Source organism: Streptomyces sp. NPDC047043, from assembly GCF_040644055.1.
Classification (GTDB): Bacteria; Actinomycetota; Actinomycetes; order Streptomycetales; family Streptomycetaceae; genus Streptomyces.
Window position 1 is genome coordinate 50,991 of the sequence record NZ_JBEYVO010000013.1, and the last position, 19,508, is coordinate 70,498.

Annotated in this window: 20 protein-coding genes, 4 tRNA genes and 1 pseudogene; 9 read left to right on the forward strand and 16 right to left on the reverse strand. The window is 70.2% G+C overall.

The window, feature by feature from the left end:
* Window positions 1-29 precede the first annotated feature (29 nt).
* Window positions 30-102 (reverse strand) — tRNA-Trp (locus tag ABZ880_RS21390).
* A 283-nt stretch (window positions 103-385) separates the two neighbouring features.
* On the opposite strand from ABZ880_RS21390, the gene ABZ880_RS21395 reads away from it, so the two are divergent.
* A complete protein-coding gene (locus ABZ880_RS21395; RefSeq protein ID WP_361265099.1) occupies window positions 386-1,612 on the forward strand; it encodes a pyridoxal phosphate-dependent aminotransferase in 1,227 nt (408 codons plus the stop codon).
* 115 nt (window positions 1,613-1,727) lie between these two features.
* Window positions 1,728-2,768: an adenosine deaminase gene (locus ABZ880_RS21400; protein ID WP_361265102.1), complete on the forward strand. Its 1,041-nt coding sequence runs from the start codon at window positions 1,728-1,730 to the stop codon at window positions 2,766-2,768.
* Here the strand turns inward: ABZ880_RS21400 and ABZ880_RS21405 are convergent.
* Together ABZ880_RS21405 and ABZ880_RS21410 are read right to left on the reverse strand one after the other, a co-directional pair.
* On the reverse strand, window positions 2,749-3,417 hold the full coding sequence (locus tag ABZ880_RS21405; RefSeq protein WP_361265104.1) for a hypothetical protein: 669 nt from the start codon (window positions 3,415-3,417) through the stop codon (window positions 2,749-2,751). The two genes, ABZ880_RS21400 and ABZ880_RS21405, sit on opposite strands and share 20 nt — an antisense overlap.
* Window positions 3,418-3,435: 18 nt before the next feature.
* A complete protein-coding gene (locus ABZ880_RS21410; protein WP_361265107.1) occupies window positions 3,436-4,059 on the reverse strand; it encodes a helix-turn-helix domain-containing protein in 624 nt (207 codons plus the stop codon).
* 104 nt (window positions 4,060-4,163) lie between these two features.
* Between ABZ880_RS21410 and ABZ880_RS21415 the strand changes: the two genes are divergently transcribed.
* Window positions 4,164-4,796: an NAD(P)H-binding protein gene (locus ABZ880_RS21415; RefSeq protein ID WP_361265110.1), complete on the forward strand. Its 633-nt coding sequence runs from the start codon at window positions 4,164-4,166 to the stop codon at window positions 4,794-4,796.
* Between the two features lie 7 nt (window positions 4,797-4,803).
* On the opposite strand, the pseudogene ABZ880_RS21420 reads toward ABZ880_RS21415, so the two are convergent.
* From ABZ880_RS21420 to ABZ880_RS21455, 8 genes and pseudogenes are all read right to left on the reverse strand, one after another.
* Window positions 4,804-5,877 (reverse strand): annotated as a pseudogene (locus tag ABZ880_RS21420) (UDP-N-acetylmuramate dehydrogenase); the annotation flags it as partial.
* Between the two features lie 337 nt (window positions 5,878-6,214).
* Complete coding sequence (locus ABZ880_RS21425; protein ID WP_361265113.1) at window positions 6,215-7,657, reverse strand: DHA2 family efflux MFS transporter permease subunit; 1,443 nt, start codon at window positions 7,655-7,657, stop codon at window positions 6,215-6,217.
* A 99-nt stretch (window positions 7,658-7,756) separates the two neighbouring features.
* Window positions 7,757-8,326 (reverse strand): TetR/AcrR family transcriptional regulator, encoded by a 570-nt coding sequence (locus ABZ880_RS21430; RefSeq protein ID WP_361265115.1) that lies wholly within the window; start codon window positions 8,324-8,326, stop codon window positions 7,757-7,759.
* Between the two features lie 134 nt (window positions 8,327-8,460).
* Window positions 8,461-8,889, reverse strand: coding sequence for a MaoC family dehydratase (locus tag ABZ880_RS21435; RefSeq protein ID WP_361265117.1), 429 nt, complete (start codon window positions 8,887-8,889; stop codon window positions 8,461-8,463).
* A gap of 7 nt (window positions 8,890-8,896) precedes the next feature.
* Window positions 8,897-9,349 carry a MaoC family dehydratase N-terminal domain-containing protein gene (locus tag ABZ880_RS21440; protein ID WP_361265120.1) on the reverse strand — a complete coding sequence of 151 codons (453 nt, stop codon included), beginning with the start codon at window positions 9,347-9,349 and terminating at the stop codon, window positions 8,897-8,899.
* A gap of 139 nt (window positions 9,350-9,488) precedes the next feature.
* Window positions 9,489-9,653 (reverse strand): 50S ribosomal protein L33, encoded by a 165-nt coding sequence (gene rpmG, locus ABZ880_RS21445; protein ID WP_003948671.1) that lies wholly within the window; start codon window positions 9,651-9,653, stop codon window positions 9,489-9,491.
* Between the two features lie 89 nt (window positions 9,654-9,742).
* Window positions 9,743-9,815, reverse strand: a tRNA-Met gene (locus ABZ880_RS21450).
* Window positions 9,816-9,861: 46 nt separating this feature from the next.
* A tRNA-Thr gene (locus ABZ880_RS21455) sits at window positions 9,862-9,934 on the reverse strand.
* Between the two features lie 270 nt (window positions 9,935-10,204).
* Here ABZ880_RS21455 and ABZ880_RS21460 point away from each other — a divergent pair.
* The 3 genes from ABZ880_RS21460 (at window position 10,205) to ABZ880_RS21470 (ending at window position 12,711) form a co-directional block, all read left to right on the forward strand.
* Window positions 10,205-11,494, forward strand: a complete 1,290-nt coding sequence (locus ABZ880_RS21460; RefSeq protein ID WP_361265123.1) for an amidohydrolase family protein — start codon at window positions 10,205-10,207, stop codon at window positions 11,492-11,494.
* A 168-nt stretch (window positions 11,495-11,662) separates the two neighbouring features.
* Complete coding sequence (locus ABZ880_RS21465; protein ID WP_361265126.1) at window positions 11,663-12,319, forward strand: NAD(P)H-binding protein; 657 nt, start codon at window positions 11,663-11,665, stop codon at window positions 12,317-12,319.
* A 2-nt stretch (window positions 12,320-12,321) separates the two neighbouring features.
* Entirely contained in the window at window positions 12,322-12,711 is a 390-nt protein-coding gene (locus ABZ880_RS21470; RefSeq protein WP_361265129.1) for a nuclear transport factor 2 family protein, read from the forward strand.
* Window positions 12,712-12,728: 17 nt separating this feature from the next.
* Here ABZ880_RS21470 and ABZ880_RS21475 read toward each other — a convergent pair whose 3' ends face one another.
* Entirely contained in the window at window positions 12,729-12,941 is a 213-nt protein-coding gene (locus tag ABZ880_RS21475; RefSeq protein ID WP_361265132.1) for a hypothetical protein, read from the reverse strand.
* A 39-nt stretch (window positions 12,942-12,980) separates the two neighbouring features.
* Window positions 12,981-13,454 carry an NUDIX domain-containing protein gene (locus tag ABZ880_RS21480; protein ID WP_361265135.1) on the reverse strand — a complete coding sequence of 158 codons (474 nt, stop codon included), beginning with the start codon at window positions 13,452-13,454 and terminating at the stop codon, window positions 12,981-12,983.
* A 153-nt stretch (window positions 13,455-13,607) separates the two neighbouring features.
* On the opposite strand from ABZ880_RS21480, the gene ABZ880_RS21485 reads away from it, so the two are divergent.
* The gene (locus tag ABZ880_RS21485; RefSeq protein ID WP_361265138.1) at window positions 13,608-16,019 is read left to right on the forward strand and encodes an MFS transporter; all 2,412 of its coding nucleotides are present in this window, start codon (window positions 13,608-13,610) and stop codon (window positions 16,017-16,019) included.
* 217 nt (window positions 16,020-16,236) lie between these two features.
* Here the strand turns inward: ABZ880_RS21485 and ABZ880_RS21490 are convergent, their stop codons facing one another.
* Together ABZ880_RS21490 and ABZ880_RS21495 are read right to left on the reverse strand one after the other, a co-directional pair.
* Window positions 16,237-16,782: an AAA family ATPase gene (locus ABZ880_RS21490; protein ID WP_361265657.1), complete on the reverse strand. Its 546-nt coding sequence runs from the start codon at window positions 16,780-16,782 to the stop codon at window positions 16,237-16,239.
* A gap of 128 nt (window positions 16,783-16,910) precedes the next feature.
* Window positions 16,911-16,992 (reverse strand) — tRNA-Tyr (locus ABZ880_RS21495).
* A gap of 234 nt (window positions 16,993-17,226) precedes the next feature.
* On the opposite strand from ABZ880_RS21495, the gene ABZ880_RS21500 reads away from it, so the two are divergent.
* Window positions 17,227-17,715 carry a YajQ family cyclic di-GMP-binding protein gene (locus ABZ880_RS21500; protein ID WP_123966923.1) on the forward strand — a complete coding sequence of 163 codons (489 nt, stop codon included), beginning with the start codon at window positions 17,227-17,229 and terminating at the stop codon, window positions 17,713-17,715.
* Window positions 17,716-17,824: 109 nt separating this feature from the next.
* Here the strand turns inward: ABZ880_RS21500 and ABZ880_RS21505 are convergent, their stop codons facing one another.
* A complete protein-coding gene (locus tag ABZ880_RS21505; protein WP_361265141.1) occupies window positions 17,825-18,091 on the reverse strand; it encodes a GlsB/YeaQ/YmgE family stress response membrane protein in 267 nt (88 codons plus the stop codon).
* Window positions 18,092-18,245: 154 nt separating this feature from the next.
* Here ABZ880_RS21505 and ABZ880_RS21510 point away from each other — a divergent pair, with 154 nt between their 5' ends.
* Window positions 18,246-19,505: an APC family permease gene (locus tag ABZ880_RS21510; RefSeq protein WP_361265144.1), complete on the forward strand. Its 1,260-nt coding sequence runs from the start codon at window positions 18,246-18,248 to the stop codon at window positions 19,503-19,505.
* The last annotated feature ends 3 nt before the right edge of the window (window positions 19,506-19,508 follow it).

A 19,508-nucleotide genomic window follows, 5' to 3' on the forward strand; every position in this document is an offset into this window, starting at 1 on the left:
CGCACACATCCTGGCGAAGGTGTGTGTAGCAGGGCCGGAGGGACTTGAACCCCCAACCGCCGGTTTTGGAGACCGGTGCTCTACCAATTGAGCTACGACCCTTTGGTGTGTCCCCCAACGTACCGCATCCGACCGGGTGCTCGGTGTGCACCGCCTGCGGTGCGGCTGCTGAAGGCCAACGAGGTGAGAGTGTACGTGGTCCGGGGCGCCTCGTCGAACAGAAAGCCCCCGTAGGGGCCTTGGCGGCGGAAGATCGCCCGGAAACCGGCGGAAGATCACCAGGCCATCGCCGGGATCCGCACTCCTGTTCAATGACCGACCCGCAGCTGTTCAGTCTGTGAAACCCGCGTGCCGGGGTCGTTTCCGGTCTGAAACGATGGGGTCCATGAGCGCTGCAACCCCTCCCACCGAGCGCCGGGTCTCCGCCCGAGTCGGCGCGATCTCCGAGTCCGCCACCCTCGCCGTGGACGCCAAGGCCAAGGCCCTCAAGGCCGCCGGGCGTCCGGTGATCGGCTTCGGCGCCGGTGAGCCCGACTTCCCGACGCCCGACTACATCGTCGAGGCCGCGATCGAGGCCTGCAAGAACCCTAAGTACCACCGGTACACACCGGCCGGTGGTCTGCCCGAGCTGAAGTCCGCGATCGCCGCGAAGACGCTGCGCGACTCCGGCTGGGAACCCGACGTCTCGCAGATCCTGGTCACCAACGGCGGCAAGCAGGCCATCTACGAGGCCTTCGCCGCGATCCTCGACCCGGGCGACGAGGTCATCGTCCCGGCGCCGTACTGGACCACGTACCCGGAGTCGATCCGCCTGGCCGGCGGTGTCCCGGTGGATGTCGTCGCGGACGAGACCACCGGCTACCGCGTCTCCGTGGAGCAGCTGGAGGCGGCCCGCACGGAGAAGACGAAGGTCGTCCTCTTCGTCTCCCCCTCCAACCCGACCGGTGCGGTGTACTCCGAGGCCGAGACCGAGGCGATCGGCCGCTGGGCCGTGGAGCACGGCCTGTGGGTGCTGACCGACGAGATCTACGAGCACCTGGTCTACGGCGACGCGGTCTCCGTGTCCCTGCCCGCGCTGCTGCCAGAGCTGCGCGACAAGTGCGTCGTCGTCAACGGTGTCGCGAAGACGTACGCCATGACGGGCTGGCGCGTGGGCTGGGTCATCGGTCCGAAGGACGTGGTCAAGGCCGCGACGAACCTGCAGTCGCACGCCACGTCGAACGTGTCGAACGTCGCGCAGGTCGCGGCGCTGGCTGCGGTGTCGGGTGACCTGGACGCCGTGGCGAAGATGCGCGAGGCCTTCGACCGCCGCCGCAAGACGATCGTCCGCATGCTCAACGAGATCGACGGCGTCGTCTGCCCGGAGCCCGAGGGCGCCTTCTACGCGTACCCGTCGGTCAAGGGCCTGCTCGGCAAGGAGATCCGCGGCAAGCGCCCGCAGGACACGGTCGAGCTGGCCGCGCTGATCCTGGAGGAGTCCGAGGTCGCGGTCGTCCCGGGCGAGGCCTTCGGCACGCCGGGCTATCTGCGGCTGTCGTACGCCCTGGGTGACGAGGATCTCGTCGAGGGCGTCAGCCGGATCCAGAAGCTGCTGGCGGAGGCGCAGGACTGACCTCGCCGCACCGAACGGGCCACCTCGCACGGGGTGGCCCGTTTTTTCGTGCGAGCAAGACCACGTACGGGGAATCCGCTACCGGGACGGCTGGGACGTACGGCAGGATCCTGGGATGGAGCGTGTACGTGATGTCTCTGAGCTGCCGAAGGCCCATCTGCATCTGCACTTCACCGGTTCGATGCGGCCCACCACCGTGCTGGAACTGGCCGACAAGTACGGGGTACGGCTGCCCGATGCGCTGACCGAGGCGTTGACCAGCGGTGAGCCGCCGAAGCTGCGGGCCACGGACGAGCGGGGCTGGTTCCGGTTCCAGCGGCTGTACGACGCGGCGCGCTCGTGCCTCAGGCAGCCCGAGGACATTCAGCGGCTGGTGCGGGAGGCCGCGGAGGAGGATGTACGCGACGGCTCGGGGTGGCTGGAGATCCAGGTCGATCCGACGTCGTACGCGCCTCGGCTGGGTGGGTTGATCCCGGCGCTGGAGATCATCCTGGACGCCGTGGAGACCACTTCGCGCGACACGGGGCTCGGCATGCGGGTGCTGGTCGCCGCGAACCGGATGAAGCACCCCCTGGACGCGCGGACGCTGGCGCGGCTGGCGGTGCGCTACGCGGACCGGGGTGTGGTCGGTTTCGGGCTGTCCAATGACGAACGCCGGGGTATGGCGAGGGACTTCGACCGTGCCTTCCACATCGCGCGGGAGGGCGGGCTGCTGTCGGCTCCGCACGGTGGCGAGCTGACCGGTCCCTCGTCGGTGCGGGACTGTCTCGACGACCTGGACGCGAACCGGATCGGGCACGGTGTGCGGGCGGCGGAGGATCCGCGGCTGCTGAAGCGGCTGGCGGAGCGGGGGGTCACGTGCGAGGTGTGCCCTGCCTCGAATGTGGCTCTGGGTGTGTACGAGAAGCCCGAGGACGTGCCGCTTCGGACCTTGTACGAGGCCGGTGTGCCGATGGCCCTGGGCGCCGACGACCCGCTGCTGTTCGGGTCCCGGCTGGCCGCCCAGTACGACATCGCCCGCCGCCATCACGGCTTCACCGACGAGGAGTTGGCGGAACTGGCCCGGCAGTCGGTGCGGGCTTCGGCGGCGCCGGAGGATGTGAGCGCGAAGCTGCTGGCGGGGATCGACGAGTGGCTCAGCGGCCCGGTCGTCTGAAGTGGGCGTACGGCGGATAGGCCTTGAAGCAGATCAGCACCTCGACGGGGTGCCCGCCGCCGGGCGGCTGGATCAGCGGCAGTCCCGCCATCAGTGCCGAGTGGCCTTCGGCGACACGCTTCTGACGCGGTCCCCAGCCCGCCGCGCGGGCGAAGTCCATGGCGGTCTCGGCGAACACCTCGCGGGTGCCGAAGAGGAAGAACGTGCGGGCGTGGGTGGCGTGTCGCAGGTCGTCCCGGGCGTCGGCGCGCTTCTGCCGCTCGTGCCAGGAGGCCGCGTCGCGGGCGGTGCGTGCCTCGTCGGTGCGGGCGGTCAGTGGGGTGGCCCGGCGTAGTTTCCGGCGCAGTTCGGGCCACTGGCTGGGGCGCAGGCCGAGGGTGTGGTGGGCCAGCACGAGGTCGACCCGCTCGCCCCAGCCCTCGTCGGGCGGGACTCCGTCGCGCAGCGGCACATGGACGAGCGTGTGGCGGGAGTGGGCGGCGAAGGAGAACAGTCCGGCGAGGGTGTTCAGGCCGTCGTGGTCGCCCAGCAGCAGGCCGATGGGGTCGGGGGCGGTCAGGGAGGTGTGCCGCAGGAGGTGCCTGGGCTGGACGACGCGGTGTTCGTAGGGGCCTGTTCCGGGGCGGAACTCGTGCAGTCTCAGGCGCATGTGCGATGCCTCATGGCATCAGGGTCGGGGACCGGCGGTGTGGTCGGCAACGGAGATTCCGCTCAACAGGGTGCGGGCGAGGCGGGTGGCGAACTCGTCCACGGGCGGTCTGGTGCCGGTCTCTGTGGCGTCGTAGGCGAATGCCCGCTGCGCGCAGGCGCCCAGGAGGAGCGATGCGGCCGCGAACGTGTCCGCGTTCTGGCTGACCCGGCCGAGTTCCTGCTCTGCCCGCAGATATGTGTCCAGGCCCTGGATCGGCTTGTGCGGTCCCGATCCCATCTGCCGCATCGCGTCGTCGTGGCGCCTTTTGAGCTGGGTCTCGGCGTAGAGCGAGGCGGCGATCGGGAAGCTCTGCTCGTAGAAGAGGGCGGCCTGGCGGGCGATCTCGGTGAGGTTCTCCTCCAGCGTGGCCCTGCCGGGCTCGGCGGCGAGGCTGCTGAGCAGTGGAGTCAGCCGGGGCAGGCGTTCCGAGAGCACCTGGATGAACAGCTCCTCCTTGCTCGCGAAGTACTTGTAGAGCGCGGCCTCCGAGCAGCCGGCCGCCTTGGCGATCTCCTTGGTGGTCGCCTTCGCCAGCCCGACGGTGAGCATCAGCTCGTGAGCGGCATCGAGGATGCGGACCCGGGCCGGCTTCGTTTCCATGTGTCGTCCAATCGGGCTTGACGGGTGGGTGAGTGCTTACCCACTCTAGGAGGAGGCAGGGGTGAGTGAATACTCACCCACCTATCTCGAGTGCGGGGGTACTCATGAAACTCACCGTTTTCGGCGCCACCGGCGGCATCGGCCGGGAGATCGTGCGTCAGGCGCTCGGCGCCGGCCACCGGGTGACCGCGGTGGTCCGCGATCCGGCCCGGCTCGGCGTCACCGGCGACGCGCTGGAGGTGTTCCGCGCCGACCTGACCGACCCGGAGGCGGTGCGGGGTGCGGTGGCAGGCCGCGACGCCGTCCTGTCCGGGCTCGGCGCCCGCAGCCGCAAGGACGCCGGGGTGGCCGCCCGGCTGACCCGTGTCGTGCTGGGCGCGATGGAGGCGGAGGGCGTGCTGCGGCTGGTCGTGGTCAGTGCCGGGCCGGTCGGCCCCGAGCCGGAGGGCGCGAAGTTGGTCGACCGTGCCGCGCGGGGCATCGTCTCCGCGATCCTCAGGGACGTCTACGCGGATCTGCGGGAGATGGAGGCCGAGCTGGCGCGCAGTGGCACCGACTGGACGTCCGTACGGCCGCCGCGGCTGCAGAACAAGCCGCTCACCGGCTCCTACCGCACGGTCGTCGGGGGCTTTCCGCCCGATGGCCGCTTCATCGCCCGCGCGGATGCGGCACACGCGATGCTGGCGGCGCTCGACGATGCGGGGACGGTGAAGCAGGGGGTGGGTGTGGCCTACTGAGGCGCCCTTACAGGCTCACTCCGACCGTCACCGGCTCGTTGACCAGCGTGATTCCGAAGGTCTCGTGGACCCCTGCGACGACCTCGCGGGCGAGGGTGAGGAGGTCCTCGGTGGTGGCGTTGCCCCTGTTGGTGAGGGCCAGGGTGTGCTTGGTGGAGATGCGGGCCGGGCCGGTGCCGTAACCCTTGGTGAAGCCCGCCTTGTCGATCAGCCAGGCCGCGGAGGTCTTGGTGTGGCCGTCGCCTGCGGGGTACGCGGGGGGTTCCGCGTCGGCGCCGAGCTTCTGCTTCACGCGCGCGTGGAACGCGGTGAAGTCGGCGTCGGTGAGGATCGGGTTGGTGAAGAAGGAGCCCGCCGACCAGGTGTCGTGGTCCTCCGGGTCCAGGACCATGCCCTTGCCGGAGCGGAGCTTGAGGACGGTCTCGCGGGCGGCGGCGAGGGGGACCCGGTCGCCGGGTTCCACGCCGAGGGCTCGGGCCGTTTCGGCGTACTTGATGGGGCCGGAGAGGCCGGCCGCGTCCTCCAGTTCGAAGCGGACGCGCAGGACCACGTGGCGGTCGGGATCGGCCTTGAAGCGGCTGTGGCGGTACGAGAAGGCGCAGTCGGCGTTCGGGATGGTGACCGTTCGGCGGGTGGTGCGGTCGTATGCGATCACCTCGGTGATGGTGGAGGAGACCTCCTGGCCGTACGCGCCCACGTTCTGGATGGGGGTTGCGCCGGCAGAACCGGGGATGCCGGCGAGGCATTCGGTGCCGGCGAGGCCTGCCTCCACGGTGCGGGCGACGGCGTCGGTCCATACCTCGCCGGCGGCGAGTTCCAGGTTTGTGCCGTCGAGTTCGAAGCCCTTGGTGGCGATGACGAGTGCGGTGCCGGCGAAGCCCTTGTCGCCGATGACCAGGTTCGAGCCGCCGCCGATCAGTAGGAGCGGGGTTCCGGTGGCGTCGGCCTCGCTCACGGCTGCGATCACCTCGGCGTCGGTGGTGGCGGTGATCAGGCGGGTTGCGGGGCCGCCCAGGCGGAAGGTGGTCAGGGGGGCGAGAGGGGCGTCGTGTCGTTCCTGCACGGGCTCAAGAGTACGAGACGCCGCCGGTGGGGGGTGCCGATGCCTGCGGCGGCCTGCGCGGGCTGGGTGGGGGTGCGCGTTGCGCCTGCCAGTGCGTCTGGGGTCGGGGCCGCGCCGGGCGTGTCCGTCCTCGGTCCGGCGGTGCTGGTTGTTGGGGCTGTGCTTTGGGGGACGCCGGCCGCTGCGGGCGGACACCTCCCGGCACGTCCCCTTTCCGCCGTGGGCGGGTGCGGGTGCGTCGACCTGCCTGCCGAGTCTGCGGGCAGTCGTGCGAACCGCCTCTGCCTCAACCCGTGCGCAGGGGCACAGGAAAACGGCCCCGCCCTTTCGGGCGGAGCCGTTTCGTCGTCGTGGGTCAGCCTGCGATCGGCTCCAGTGCCGGCGTCGCCTCCTCCGCCGACTGCGATGTCGCCGTCTGCCCAGCGCGCCTCCTCGGGATCAGGAGGGCGGCTACTGCTGCGAGGGCGACCACTGCCGAGCCGGTGATCAAGGCGGGCTGGAGCCCGTCCACGAAGGTCTGGGCGGACTCGTAGCCGCCCTGGGACGAGAAGATCGACGACATGATGGCGATGCCGAGCGCTCCGCCCACCTCGCGCAGTGCGTTGTTGGCGCCGGAGGCTATGCCCTGTTCCTTGGGCAGGACGCTGGACATGACCAGGTTGGCGGCGGGGGCGAAGTACAGGGCCATGCCGATGCCGCTGATGATCAGGGCGGGGAGCTGGGCGGCGTAGGAGACGCCGGGGGCTACCACGGTGGCCATCCAGCCGAGGCCGGCGGCCTGGAGGAAGAGGCCGGTGGCGACTACGGGGCGGCCGCCTATGCGGTCGGACAGGATGCCGGCGATCGGGGCGACGAGCATCGGCATGCCGGTCCAGGGCAGCATGCGCAGGCCCGCCTGGGTGGGCGAGTAGCCGAGGACGCCCTGCATGAACTGGCTCAGGAGGAAGATCGAGCCGAACATTCCCAAGAACATCAGCAGGCTCGCTGCGTTGATGCCGGAGAAGGCCCTGGAGCGGAACAGCCGCATCGGAAGCATGGGGTTCTTGGCGCGGGTGCTGTAGAGGACGAAGCCGACGAGCAGTGCCGCTCCGGCGAACAGGCCGGTCAGGACGAGGGAGGCGGTCCAGCCGTCGGCGGGGCCGCGGACCAGGCCGTAGACGATTCCGAAGAGGCCGCCGCTGGCGAGCAGGGTGCCGGGGATGTCGAGCGGGGCGCCGGTGCCGTGGGACTCGGCGAGGCGCAGGCGGGCCAGGGGCAGCAGGGCGATGCCGAGGGGGACGTTCAGCCAGAAGATCCAGTGCCAGGAGACGTGCTCGGTGAGGCTGCCGCCGATCAGGGGGCCGGAGGCCACCGCGAGGCCGTTGACCGCGCCCCAGATGCCGTATGCCATTCCGCGCTTCGCGGCCGGTACGGCTGCGGTCAGCAGGGTGAGGGTGAGGGGCATCATGATTGCCGCGCCCACGCCCTGTATCGCACGGGCTGCGATGAGGCTGTTGATGCCTGTCGCCATGGCCGCGGCGGCGGACGCTCCGGTGAAGACGGTGAGGCCTACGAGGAAGAGGCGGCGGCGGCCGAAGCGGTCGCCGAGTGCCGCGCCGAACATCAGGAGGACGGCGAAGGTGAGCGTGTAGGCGCTGACCGTCCATTCCAGGTCGCCCAGGGCTCCGCCCAGGTCCTTGCGGATGGAGGGCAGGGCGGTGGTGACGACCAGGTTGTCGAGGGCCGCCATGAAACCGGCGACGCTGGTGATGACGAGGGCCCAGACGGTTCCCCCGCGACGTGCTGTCTGCTGTGACATCGCTCCCCCAGAGGGTGATCGTTCCGTTTGCAGGTTAGTTATTGATGACTAACTTCCGCGGTCATGAAAAGGCGATTGCGGTGCCTTTTCTTCGGTGGGCTACGCCTCCAGCCGGCCCTTGAGCCGCGCTTCGGGGTAGAGCCCTTCCCAGACCCGGTGCTCGGGAGGAAAGCCCATCGCCACCAGGCAGTTGATGAGCATCCCGTACGCCATGAACGTCGTCGTCTCGTCGATGTCGGCACCGAGCGGCAGATGAACCGTGTCCCACAGTCGCATCCAGCCGGCGCGGACCTCCTCGCCGAGCTCGTGGTCACCGGCCTGCTCGGCGGCGCCCACGGTGACGTACATCTGCATCTGCATCAGCAGCCGCTCGGGGCGGTCGACGATGAGCTTGGTGTACGCGTTCGCCATGGAGTGCAGGGCTTCCTCGCCCTTCAGTCCCTTGGCGGCCTCCTCGAAGGTGCGGATGACGTCCTCCGTGCACCGCTTGGCCACCTCGAGGAAGAGTGCCTTCTTGCCGGGGAAGAGCCGGAAGAGATACGGCTGCGAGACACCGACGCGCTTGGCGATCGCCTCCGTCGACGTGCCGTAGTACCCGCCACGGGCGAACTCCGCGGTCGCCGCACGAATGACGCTCTCGCGCCTCTCTTCTGCGCTCATCCTGGCCATGCGAGTAAGTTAGTACTCAATCACTAACTAAGTCAAGGGGCACTGTCACCAGCGGTCGACGGCGGTCGTATGAGTCATGCGTAAGGGGCGCTCGCTAATTGCGAGCGCCCCTTACATCCGGCCTTGTTCGGCTCTCAGCCCAGGCGTACGACCGCCCGCGACATGCCCAGCACCTTCTGGCCGGCGCTGGTCGCCGTGAGGTCCACTCGGACCGTGTTGTCTTCGAGCTTGGCGGCCACCTTGGCGCTGACCTCGATCACGGCGCCCTGGTCGTCGTTCGGGACGACGACGGGCTTGGTGAAGCGGACGCCGTACTCGACGACCGCGCCCGGGTCGCCGGTCCAGTCGGTGACCACCCGGATCGCCTCGGCCATGGTGAACATGCCGTGCGCGATGACGTCCGGCAGCCCGACCTCCTTGGCGAACTTCTCGTTCCAGTGGATCGGGTTGAAGTCCCCGGAGGCGCCCGCGTACTGGACGAGCGTGGCGCGCGTCACGGGGAAGGTACGGGCGGGCAGTTCGGTGCCGACCTCGACGTCGTCGTATGCGATCTTCGCCGTCATCGGTTCCTCACGCCTCCTCTGCCGCACGCGCGACCAGCTTCGTCCAGGCGGTCACGACGTGCTCGCCCGCCTCGTCGTGGACCTCGCCGCGGATGTCCAGGATGTCGTTGCCCGCCAGGGACTTGATGGCCTCGATGGTCGAGGTGACGGTGAGCCGGTCGCCGGCGCGCACCGGGCGGACGTAGGCGAACTTCTGGTCGCCGTGCACGACGCGGCTGTAGTCCAGGCCGAGTTGCGGGTCCTGGACGACCTGTCCCGCGGCCCTGAAGGTGATCGAGAACACGAAGGTCGGCGGGGCGATCACATCGGGGTGGCCGAGCGCCTTGGCGGCCTCCGGGTCCGTGTACGCCGGGTTGGGGTCCCCCACGGCCTCGGCGAACTCACGGATCTTCTCGCGGCCCACCTCGTAGGGCTCGGTGGGCGGGTAGCTACGCCCCACGAAGGACTGGTCGAGCGCCATGGCTCGGCACCTCCTGATGTCTGCCTGGTCTGTCTGCTCCGGGTGGCCTGTAATCGGCCGGAACCGGTCGGTAACCGGGGCCGAAACGACGCGAGGCCGCCCCCCGACTAGTGGGGGCGGCCTCGCGTACGAGCCTGTTTTATCGCGTCTCGCGGTGCGCGGTGTGCGCGTTGCAACGCGGGCAGTGCTTCTTCATCTCAAGACGGTCCGGGTTGTTACGCCGGTTCTTCTTGGTGATGTAGTTCCGCTCCTTGCACTCCACGCAGGCCAGCGTGATCTTCGGGCGGACGTCGGTGGCAGCCACGTGAGTGCTCCTTGACGAACGGATGGGATGGTTTAACGCATAGAAGAGTAGCCGATCGAAGGACCGACCCCACAATCGGCTACTGTCAGTAGCGGTGACCGGACTTGAACCGGTGACACAGCGATTATGAGCCGCTTGCTCTACCGACTGAGCTACACCGCTGTGATGCGATCCGTTCCCGTCTCACGACGGGAACCTCACGCACCAGAGCCCCAATACGGAATCGAACCGTAGACCTTCTCCTTACCATGGAGACGCTCTGCCGACTGAGCTATTGGGGCGAGCGATGAAGACATTACACGCTCGGCCGCCGTTCACCCAAATCCGTTTCGCGGCCCCCGTCCCGGCCTGTTCCACGGTCCGGCGCGGCCCTGGTTACGGCTCGTCGCCCGGCTCTCCCACGAGTCGGCGAGACCTCTTCCGTACGACGGACCACACCGGTACGACTATTGCGCTCCTCCCCGACACGGGGGGATCGCCAGCCTAGGCTCGACTCACTCTGCGTGATCTTGCGTCCCCCTGCGCAGCCCCGCCCGAGCCCCTGGAGCGCGATGCCCGACAGCCAGCCGCAGCCGCCCCACTCGTCGTCGTCCTCGTCCGGCTCCTCGGGTTCGTCCGGTCCCTCGGGACAGGCGGGCGACCCGGCAGCCCTGCTGCTGTGCGGGGCACAGCTGACCGACGGCAGGACCGTGGACGTACGGCTCGGCGGCGGGCGCATCGAGGCGGTCGGCACGGCAGGCAGCCTGGCGGCGGGCGCAATGGCGAACTGCGGCGCGCGCGTGGACCTCAGCGGCTATCTGCTGCTGCCGGCACCGGCCGAACCGCACGCGCACGGGGACACCGCCCTGTCGGCGGACGGCGACGGCCCGGCCTCCTACGACCCCCCGGACGTGCAGCGCCGGGCCACGGAGGCGGCGCTGCTGCAGCTGGGGCACGGGGCGACCGCGCTGCGGGCACACGTGCGCGTGGGTGACGTCCAGGGGCTGGGCGCGCTGGTCGCCGTACTGCAGGCGCGGCGTGCGCTGCGCGGGCTGACGGAGCTGACCTCGGTGGCGATGCCGCGGGTACTGACCGGTGTTGCCGGGGCGGACGGGCTCGCGATGCTGCGGGACGCGGTGAAGATGGGTGCGTCCGTGGTGGGCGGCTGCCCGGATCTCGACCCCGATCCGACGGGATACGTGGAGGCGGTCCTGGAGGTCGCCTCCGAACACGGCTGCCCCGTCGACCTGCACACCGATGCCGCCGACCCGGCCCGTCTCGGCCGTATCGCCGCGATGGCCGGCGGGCTGCGTCCCGGGGTGACGCTCGGTCCGTGCGGCGGCCTCGGCCGGCTGCCCGGCGCCACGGCCCACCGCACCGCCGACCAACTCGCGGCAGCCGGGGTGACGGTGGTGTGCCTCCCCCAGGGCGGCTGCGGCCCCACCGACCGGTCCGACACGGCTCCGGTACGGCTGCTGCGCGCGGCCGGCGTACGGGTGGCCGCGGGCAGCGGCGCCCTGCGCGACGTGTCCAACCCGGTCGGCCGCGGCGACCCCCTCGAGGCGGCCTACCTGCTGGCCTCCCGGTACGGGTTGCGGCCCGAGGACGCCTACGACGCGGTGAGCACATCGGCACGAGCGGCACTCGGCCTGCCCGAGGTACGGGTGGAGGCGGGCTTCCCGGCCGAACTGCTGGCGGTACGCGGGGACCGGCTCGCGGGGGCGCTGTCCCTGGCGTACAGCCGGATCGTCGTGCACCGGGGCCGGGTGGTGGCGCGGACGAGCGCGGTACGGGAGTACTGCAACTCGGCCGCGGCGGCGGAACTGGGGCTGCCTCGGCAGGGCCGGGGAGAGCTGTCGTGAAGGGCGCGGGTTGAGCGGGGCGCGGCAGTAACTCGTGCGCGGGGCGCGCACTCCGGGAGAGTGCGGACTGCCGAGGCGCACCTACGGCGCAAGCACTGTGCCTGTGCGCCCTGATGCGTGGCTCAAGTCGTGCGGCGGATGCGGCCGTCCGGGCGTACGGTCGGAAACATGCGCATTGTCATCGCTGGTGGTCATGGTCAGATCGCGCTGCGGCTGGAGCGACTGCTCGCCGCGCGCGGGGACGAGGTCGCGGGAATCATCCGTCACGCCGAACAGGGCAACGACCTGCGGGAGGCCGGTGCCGAACCGGTCCTGCTGGATCTGGAGTCTTCCTCGGTCGAGGAGGTCGCGGCGCATCTGCAGGGCGCGGACGCGGCGGTCTTCGCCGCGGGTGCGGGTCCGGGCAGCGGGGCGGCCCGCAAGGACACCGTGGACAAGGGGGCAGCGATCCTGTTCGCGGACGCGGCAGTTCGGGCGGGCGTACGACGCCACGTGGTCGTCTCGTCGATGGGCGCCGATCCCGCGCACCAGGGGGACGACATCTTCGACGTGTACCTGCGTGCGAAGGGCGAGGCCGATGCGCACGTGCTGCGGCTGGACGCCCTGGACGCGACGATCCTGCGCCCCGGCATGCTGACGAACGACGCCGGCACGGGCCTCGTACGGCTGGAGGCCCACACCGGCCGCGGTGCGGTCCCCCGCGACGACGTGGCTGCCGTACTCGCGGAGTTGGTGGACACGACGGCGACGGCCGGTCTGACCCTGGAGCTGGTCGGCGGGTCGACGCCGGTGTCGGTGGCGGTCAAGTCCGTGGCCGGGAACTGAGCGTGGCCGGCGAGGGGGTTCCGGCCGCTCAGGAGGCCCTGCTGCGGCGGATGTACGAGGTCTTCTCCACCGACGAGCGCGACGCCTTCGTACTGCTGTGTCTGGCGCCGGACGTGGACTGGCCGAACGTCCTGGACGGGGTCCGGCTGCATGGTCGCGAGGCGGTACGCGCCTACTGGGCACGGCAGTTCGCGGCCGGGCATCCTCTCGTACGGCTGGAGGGGGTGCGGCTCCACGAGGACGGCGAGGGCGTGGTGGCGACCGTACGGCCCGGGATGCGGGACGCGTCCGGCGACCGGTGGGCGGAGGGGACGGTCGAGCACGTGTACCGGTTCGGCGGGGACGGGCTGGTGACACGGATGGACGTGCGGACGGATCCGCGGGAACCGTAGAGGTGGTCGGGCCGTTCCTAGAACAGGGGCAGTTGGCCGGGGATCTCGGGGACAACGTATCCGTCCAACGACGGCTGGGCGGCGTCGAGTTGGGCCTGGCGGCGCGAGCCGGGACAGGAGACGAGCACGCCGTTCTCGCGCGCGCCGGGCGGGTCGTGCCGTGCGAAGCGTCCGGCGACGACGGCGATCTCGCGACGGCATTCGGGGCAGCGTCTGCGGCGAGTGGACATGGGGCCAGTGTGCCCCGGGCGACGGTGTGAGACCTGCGGTCAGCCGATGTAGGGGGACGTCCGCGTCGGGTCCATCGCGTGGTCGATCCTCAGGCGCATCGTCGGGTGGATGTCCAGTCCGGGCAGGTCGGTGGGGGCAACCCAGCGGACCTGGGGTGTTTCGCCGCTCGGTCGGAGTTCGCCGCCGGTGGGGCGCGCGCGGAAGCAGATGCTGAACTGCTGGCGGATCTCGCCGTCGTCGTACCGCATGACATGCCCGGGATCGGTGTAGATCCCGGTGAGGCCGACGACCTCGGCCTCGATGCCGGTCTCCTCCCAGACCTCGCGCACCACGGTGTCGGCGATGGACTCCCCCACCTCGTGGCCGCCTCCGGGCAGTGCCCAGCGGCCGTTGTCGGAACGGCGGACCATGAGCACCTGCCCCGCCTCGTTCTGCACGAACGCCACGACGGCGGGCACCACCGAGTTGGCGGGCGGGGCGTCGGGGTCGTGGAGGTAGTCGATCCGTCCCATGTCGTCGTACGTACCCCGGCGTCCCGAAGTCTTCACTGCGCCCCTACGAAATCCGACCGGGCGCGTTCCGATCGACCTTGCTTAAGTCAATCAACTGACTTAACTTGAGGATGTCGCGCACACCCGATGCCCCACGCCCACGGAGGCCGACCGATGTCCCACGCACTTCCCCGACCCGCCGACGACGAGGCGGTGTCCGCAGCGCCGCGGGCCAACGCCGTCGTAGCGGTCCTGGCCTTCGGCGGGATCGTGGTCTCGCTGATGCAGACCCTGGTGATCCCGATCGTCCCGGAGCTGCCGAAACTCCTGAACGCCCCGGCGTCCGACACCGCCTGGGCCGTCACCGCCACGCTGCTCGCCGCCGCCGTGGCCGTCCCTATGATGGGGCGGCTCGGCGACATGTACGGCAAGCGCCGCATGCTCCTGACCAGCCTGGTCCTGCTGATCGCGGGGTCGGTGACCGCCGCCCTCAGCGACTCGCTCACCCCGATGATCGTCGGACGGGTGCTGCAGGGCATGGCCGGCGGTGTGATCCCGCTCGGCATCAGCATCATGCGGGACGAACTGCCCGCCGAACGGCTGGGTTCGGCCACCGCGATGATGAGCGCCTCGCTCGGCGTGGGAGCGGCGTTGGGCCTGCCCGCCGCCGCCCTCATCGCCGACAACTTCGACTGGCACGTGCTGTTCTGGAGCTCGGCCGGGATGGGCGTCGTCGCCCTGCTGCTCGTTGTGTCGGTGGTGCCCGAGTCCAAGGTGAGGACGGGCGGCCGCTTCGACGTGGTCGGCGGACTCGGGATGGCGGCCGGACTGGTCTGCCTTCTCCTCCCCATCTCCAAGGGCGGTGACTGGGGTTGGGACAGCGGCACCACGCTCGGCCTGTTCGGGGCGTCCGTCGTGATCCTGCTGCTGTGGGGGTGGTTCGAGCTGCGCACCGAGCAGCCGCTGGTCGACCTGCGCACGACCGCCCGCCGCCAGGTGCTGGTCACCAACCTCGCCTCGATCGCCGTCGGCTTCGGCATGTTCGCGATGTCCCTGGTGCTTCCTCAGCTCCTGCAGTTGCCTGAGGCGACCGGCTACGGTCTCGGCAAGTCGCTGCTCACCGCCGGTCTGGTCATGGCCCCGTCCGGCCTGGTGATGATGGCCGTCGCCCCGGTCTCCGCGGCCCTCTCCAAGGCCAAGGGCCCGAAGGCCAGCCTGATGCTGGGCTCGCTCATCGTGGCCGCGGGCTACGGGCTGAACATCCTGCTGATGTCCGAGGTCTGGCAGTTCGTGCTGGTGTCCTGCGTCATCGGTTCCGGTATCGGCTTCACGTACGGCGCGATGCCGGCCCTCATCATGGGCGCCGTGCCGCCGTCACAGTCGGGCGCGGCCAACAGCCTCAACACCCTGATGCGGTCCATCGGTACGTCTACCGCCAGCGCCGTCGCCGGCGTCATCCTGTCGCAGATGACCACGAGCCTCGGCGGGGTCGCCCTCCCCTCGGAGAACGGCTTCAAGACCGTCCTTGCCATTGGGGGCGGGGCGGCGCTGCTTGCCTTTGTTGTGGCGTCGTTCATTCCGCGGCATCGGGGGGCGGGGGCCGTGGAGGGGGTTTCCGCCGAGGAGCCATCTGCTGGTGTACGCAGGGAGGGGCGGGGTACGTCGGCCCCGGCAGTCGCGGGTGTGGGACCCGGCGGAGCTGCGCGGGAGCGTACGGCGGTGTCGGCTTCCGTAGCGGCCGCCGGGCTGGACGGCCGCGAGCGTACGGCGGCTTCGGCTTCCGTCACGGCTGCCGAGCCGGCCGGCGTGAGCGGTTCCGTCGGCGGCGGAATCCCGGTGAGCGGTCATGTCCTCGGGGCGGAGCGCGTCCCCGTGACCGGCGCCGCGGTCACGCTCATCTCACTCGGCGGCAGGCAACTGAGCCGGTCCGTCTCACGGGCCGACGGCTCCTACGGCGTCGAGGCGCCCGCCAACGGTTCGTACGTCCTGATCGCCTCCGCCGACGGCTATCAGCCGCAGGCCTCGACGCTCGTCGTCACCGACGCGCCGGTCTCGTACGACGTCCTGCTCAGCGGCACCAGCGGCCTCGCCGGTCTGGTGCGGTCCGCGGACAGCGGTGCGCCGGTCGCCGACGCCGTGGTGATCGTGACGGACGTGCGCGGGGAGGTGCTGGCGACCGGGCGGACCGATGTACTGGGCGAGTTCGTCGTCACCGATCTGGTGCCGGGGACGGTCACGCTCGCCGTCAACTCTCCCAAGCACCGTCCGCTGGCCCTGCCCGTCGAGATAGGCGGCGCCGGAACCACGCGCATCGAGGTCGAACTCCGCCCCGGCGCCCACGTCCGGGGCACGGTACGCGGAGCGGGCACGCCACTGAGCGACGCCCGGGTGACCCTGGTCGACGCCGCGGGCAACGTGGTCGCGACGACCAGGACCGGTCTCGACGGCGCGTACGCCTTCTCCGACCTGGACAGCGGTGCGTACACGGTCATCGCGACGGGGTATCCGCCGCGGGCGGCGACCGTTTCCGTGTCGGGGGGCGGGGTGGACGAGCACGACATCGAACTTGTGCATGGCGGGGAGTAGTTGAGGATCGACGCCGCCCAGGGGCAGGGGCGTATCTGCGCTGCATGGCGGTACGCCCCTCGGCGCGGCGTCGGCGGGAACTGGCTCGGGTCGTGCGAGCTGACTCGGGCCGGTATTAGGCCGGCTCGGGCCGCCACGAGGCGGACCTGGACCGTGCAAGCTGACTCGGGCCGGCACTAGGCCAGCTCGGGCCGCCACGAGGCGGGCTCGGGCCGTTTCAAGGATCGGGCCGCGAAATCGTCGAACTGACCGCAGCAACGCGTTGAGCCAGATCGCCGGCGGGGATGTCGATGAGCTCGTAGCCGAACGCGCGGTAGCTCTCTTCGTGGATCCGCTCGAAGACCAGCGACTCCTGGAAACTGATCCGCCGGGCGCTGGTGGGCTCGCAGAACCCGAGATTGCGGACGAAGAGCACCTGACGTTCGTAGATCCCCTCGCCGGTGATCCGCTCGATCTCCGCGGCCAGTGCCCTGGACACCGGGCGCCCCAGATAGCGGGCGAGCGCGTGCGTGCAGACCGGCGACCGGTCAAACACCTGCACGGAACCGGTGACGGGGGCTGCGATCTGCCACCGCCTCTGCAGCTCGACGATCTCGTCGACGAACGACGCGTCCGTCCACGGCGCGTCCACACCCCGGGCCTGCTCCCGCGCGATGACAGCGGTCGCCGCCTCTTCGACGACCCCGTAACCAAGCTCACCCAGACACCGCAGAATCGACGTCTTACCCGCACCGGGCGTACCGGTGAGAACGTAACGGCGCATGATCAAAGACCTTCCGTACGTTGGGAGATGGGGCGTCGGAGACGAGCGCTGCGGGGAGATCGCCGCATACACGAAGAGACCCCCTCCGCTCTGCGTCTCCGCAGAAATGGAGGGGGTCTCTCTCAGCGTGGCGGCGCCAGGATTCGAACCTGGGAAGGCTGAGCCGGCAGATTTACAGTCTGCTCCCTTTGGCCGCTCGGGCACACCGCCGGGGTTGCTGCCGGTCGAACCGCTTTTCGGCGGTGCTCCCTGGCAACGACGTAAACAATACCCGATGCCGAGGGGTGCTTCGCCACCCGATTGATCTGCTCCCGGAGGACCGCGGGTGGCTAGGCTTGTCCGGATGCGGCCCGGGACCACGCCGGGCTCGGCGCCCGCCCCCACGTACGCCGATACGGACCCGTACGCACCCCCATTACGCACCGATACAAGGAGCCACAGGACATGGCCGACTCCAGTTTCGACATCGTCTCGAAGGTCGAGCGGCAGGAGGTCGACAACGCCCTCAACCAGGCCGCCAAGGAGATCTCTCAGCGCTACGACTTCAAGGGCGTGGGTGCCTCGATCTCGTGGTCCGGCGACAAGATCCTGATGGAGGCGAACTCCGAAGACCGGGTCAAGGCCGTCCTCGACGTCTTCCAGTCCAAGCTGATCAAGCGCGGGATCTCGCTGAAGGCGCTGGACGCGGGCGAGCCCCAGCTTTCGGGCAAGGAGTACAAGATCTTCGCGACGATCGAGGAGGGCATCTCCCAGGAGAACGCGAAGAAGGTGGCGAAGATCATCCGCGACGAGGGCCCGAAGGGCATCAAGGCCCAGGTGCAGGGCGACGAGCTGCGCGTCAGCTCGAAGAGCCGTGACGACCTGCAGGCAGTCATCGCCCTCCTGAAGGGCAAGGACTTCGACTTCGCCCTGCAGTTCGTGAACTACCGGTGAACAGCTGACTGGGAGTCGCTGATCAGCGACCACGAGGAAGGGTGGACACCTGGAGGGTGCCCACCCTTCTCGCCTGCTGGCTGCGGTCCGGGGGCGTGCTCGCTCGTGCTCAGTTGCGCGAGTTGCCGAACAGGATGCGGTAGGCGACCAGGAGGACGAGCGAGCCTCCGATCGCCGCGGCCCATGTCGCGCCGTCGTAGAAGTTCTTCGTGATCGGGTGGTCCAGCCAGCGGGCTGATATCCAGCCGCCGATGAACGCGCCCGCGACGCCGATGAGTGTCGTTCCGATGAAGCCGCCCGGGTCGCGGCCCGGCAGCAGGAACTTGGCGATGGCTCCGGCCAACAGCCCCAGGATGATCCAGCTGATGATGGTCATGCCGTGAACCTGCCCTTCCGCACTGTGCCTGCACTTTCCGGACAGTGTGAATTCGGTCAAGATCCGCTGTGCGTCGCACGGTTGTGGTGCTCTGTTGATGAACAGGACGCCACGATGGCATTCCTCGGTTGCACTGATCAGTAGGGTGCGGGACATGACACGATCCGGTCCCGCCTCCGAGCTCCGTCGCACCCTGGGAGTCGGGGACGCGGTGATCGTGGGGCTGGGCTCGATGGTCGGGGCCGGGATCTTCGCCGCCCTGGGGCCCGCGGCACGGGCGGCCGGGTCCGGGCTTCTGCTCGGCCTCGCGGTCGCCGCCCTGGTCGCCTACTGCAACGCCACGGCGTCGGCCCGGCTGGCCGCGCTGTATCCGGCCTCGGGCGGCACATATGTGTACGGGCGCGAGCGGCTCGGGGAGTTCTGGGGTTATCTCGCGGGTTGGTCGTTCGTGGTCGGGAAGACGGCCTCCTGTGCGGCGATGGCGCTCACTGTGGGGGCGTACGTCTGGCCGGGGCAGGAGCACGCCGTGGCGGTCGCGGCCGTGGTGGCACTGACCGCGGTGAACTACGGCGGCATCCAGAAGTCCGCCTTGCTGACGCGGGTGATCGTGGCGGTGGTGCTGGCTGTCCTCGCTTGTGTGGTGGTCGTGTGTCTGGGGTCCGGGGCGTCCGACGCCGGACGGCTGGACGTCGGTGCCTCGGGGGGCGTGGGAGGGGTACTGCAGGCGGGCGGGCTGCTGTTCTTCGCGTTTGCCGGGTACGCGCGCATCGCGACCCTCGGCGAGGAGGTGCGGGATCCGGCGCGCACCATCCCCCGCGCGATCCCGCTGGCCCTGGGCATCGCGCTGATGGTGTACGTGTCCGTGGCGGTGGCTGTCCTTTCCGTGCTTGGGGCGGACGGTCTCGGGCACGCGAGCGCTCCGCTGGCCGACGCGGTGCGGGCGGCGGGGGTGCCGGGGCTGGCACCGGTGGTCCGCGTCGGTGCTGCCGTGGCCGCGCTGGGTTCGCTGCTCGCCCTGATCCTGGGTGTTTCGCGGACGACGCTGGCCATGGCCCGGGACCGGCATCTGCCCCACGCCTTGTCAGCCGTGCATCCGCGCTTCCAGGTGCCGCACCGGGCCGAGCTGGCCGTGGGTGCGGTGGTCGTCGCCCTGGCCGCCACGGTGGACGTACGGGGCGCGATCGGGTTCTCCTCCTTCGGTGTGCTGGCGTACTACGCCGTGGCCAACGCCTCGGCCTGGACACTGAGCCCGGCTCCGGCGACGCGAGTGCTGCCGGTGGTGGGGCTGGCCGGGTGCGTGGTGTTGGCGTTCTCCCTGCCGGGGATTTCGGTTGTCGTGGGGGCAGGTGTGCTGGCGGTGGGTGTGGTCGCGTACGGCGTACGGCGGTGGGTTGCCGAGCGGCAAGGGGCGTAGGGC

Bases quoted from the DNA above. Each gene is read 5' to 3' on its own strand.
- ABZ880_RS21395 (WP_361265099.1), top strand. From the start codon at position 386: ATGAGCGCTGCAACCCCTCCCACCGAGCGCCGGGTCTCCGCCCGAGTC.
- ABZ880_RS21400 (WP_361265102.1), top strand. From the start codon at position 1,728: ATGGAGCGTGTACGTGATGTCTCTGAGCTGCCGAAGGCCCATCTGCAT.
- ABZ880_RS21405 (WP_361265104.1), bottom strand. From the start codon at position 3,417: ATGCGCCTGAGACTGCACGAGTTCCGCCCCGGAACAGGCCCCTACGAA.
- ABZ880_RS21410 (WP_361265107.1), bottom strand. From the start codon at position 4,059: ATGGAAACGAAGCCGGCCCGGGTCCGCATCCTCGATGCCGCTCACGAG.
- ABZ880_RS21415 (WP_361265110.1), top strand. From the start codon at position 4,164: ATGAAACTCACCGTTTTCGGCGCCACCGGCGGCATCGGCCGGGAGATC.
- ABZ880_RS21425 (WP_361265113.1), bottom strand. From the start codon at position 7,657: ATGTCACAGCAGACAGCACGTCGCGGGGGAACCGTCTGGGCCCTCGTC.
- ABZ880_RS21430 (WP_361265115.1), bottom strand. From the start codon at position 8,326: ATGGCCAGGATGAGCGCAGAAGAGAGGCGCGAGAGCGTCATTCGTGCG.
- ABZ880_RS21435 (WP_361265117.1), bottom strand. From the start codon at position 8,889: ATGACGGCGAAGATCGCATACGACGACGTCGAGGTCGGCACCGAACTG.
- ABZ880_RS21440 (WP_361265120.1), bottom strand. From the start codon at position 9,349: ATGGCGCTCGACCAGTCCTTCGTGGGGCGTAGCTACCCGCCCACCGAG.
- ABZ880_RS21460 (WP_361265123.1), top strand. From the start codon at position 10,205: ATGCCCGACAGCCAGCCGCAGCCGCCCCACTCGTCGTCGTCCTCGTCC.
- ABZ880_RS21465 (WP_361265126.1), top strand. From the start codon at position 11,663: ATGCGCATTGTCATCGCTGGTGGTCATGGTCAGATCGCGCTGCGGCTG.
- ABZ880_RS21475 (WP_361265132.1), bottom strand. From the start codon at position 12,941: ATGTCCACTCGCCGCAGACGCTGCCCCGAATGCCGTCGCGAGATCGCC.
- ABZ880_RS21480 (WP_361265135.1), bottom strand. From the start codon at position 13,454: ATGGGACGGATCGACTACCTCCACGACCCCGACGCCCCGCCCGCCAAC.
- ABZ880_RS21485 (WP_361265138.1), top strand. From the start codon at position 13,608: ATGTCCCACGCACTTCCCCGACCCGCCGACGACGAGGCGGTGTCCGCA.
- ABZ880_RS21490 (WP_361265657.1), bottom strand. From the start codon at position 16,782: ATGCGCCGTTACGTTCTCACCGGTACGCCCGGTGCGGGTAAGACGTCG.
- ABZ880_RS21500 (WP_123966923.1), top strand. From the start codon at position 17,227: ATGGCCGACTCCAGTTTCGACATCGTCTCGAAGGTCGAGCGGCAGGAG.
- ABZ880_RS21505 (WP_361265141.1), bottom strand. From the start codon at position 18,091: ATGACCATCATCAGCTGGATCATCCTGGGGCTGTTGGCCGGAGCCATC.
- ABZ880_RS21510 (WP_361265144.1), top strand. From the start codon at position 18,246: ATGACACGATCCGGTCCCGCCTCCGAGCTCCGTCGCACCCTGGGAGTC.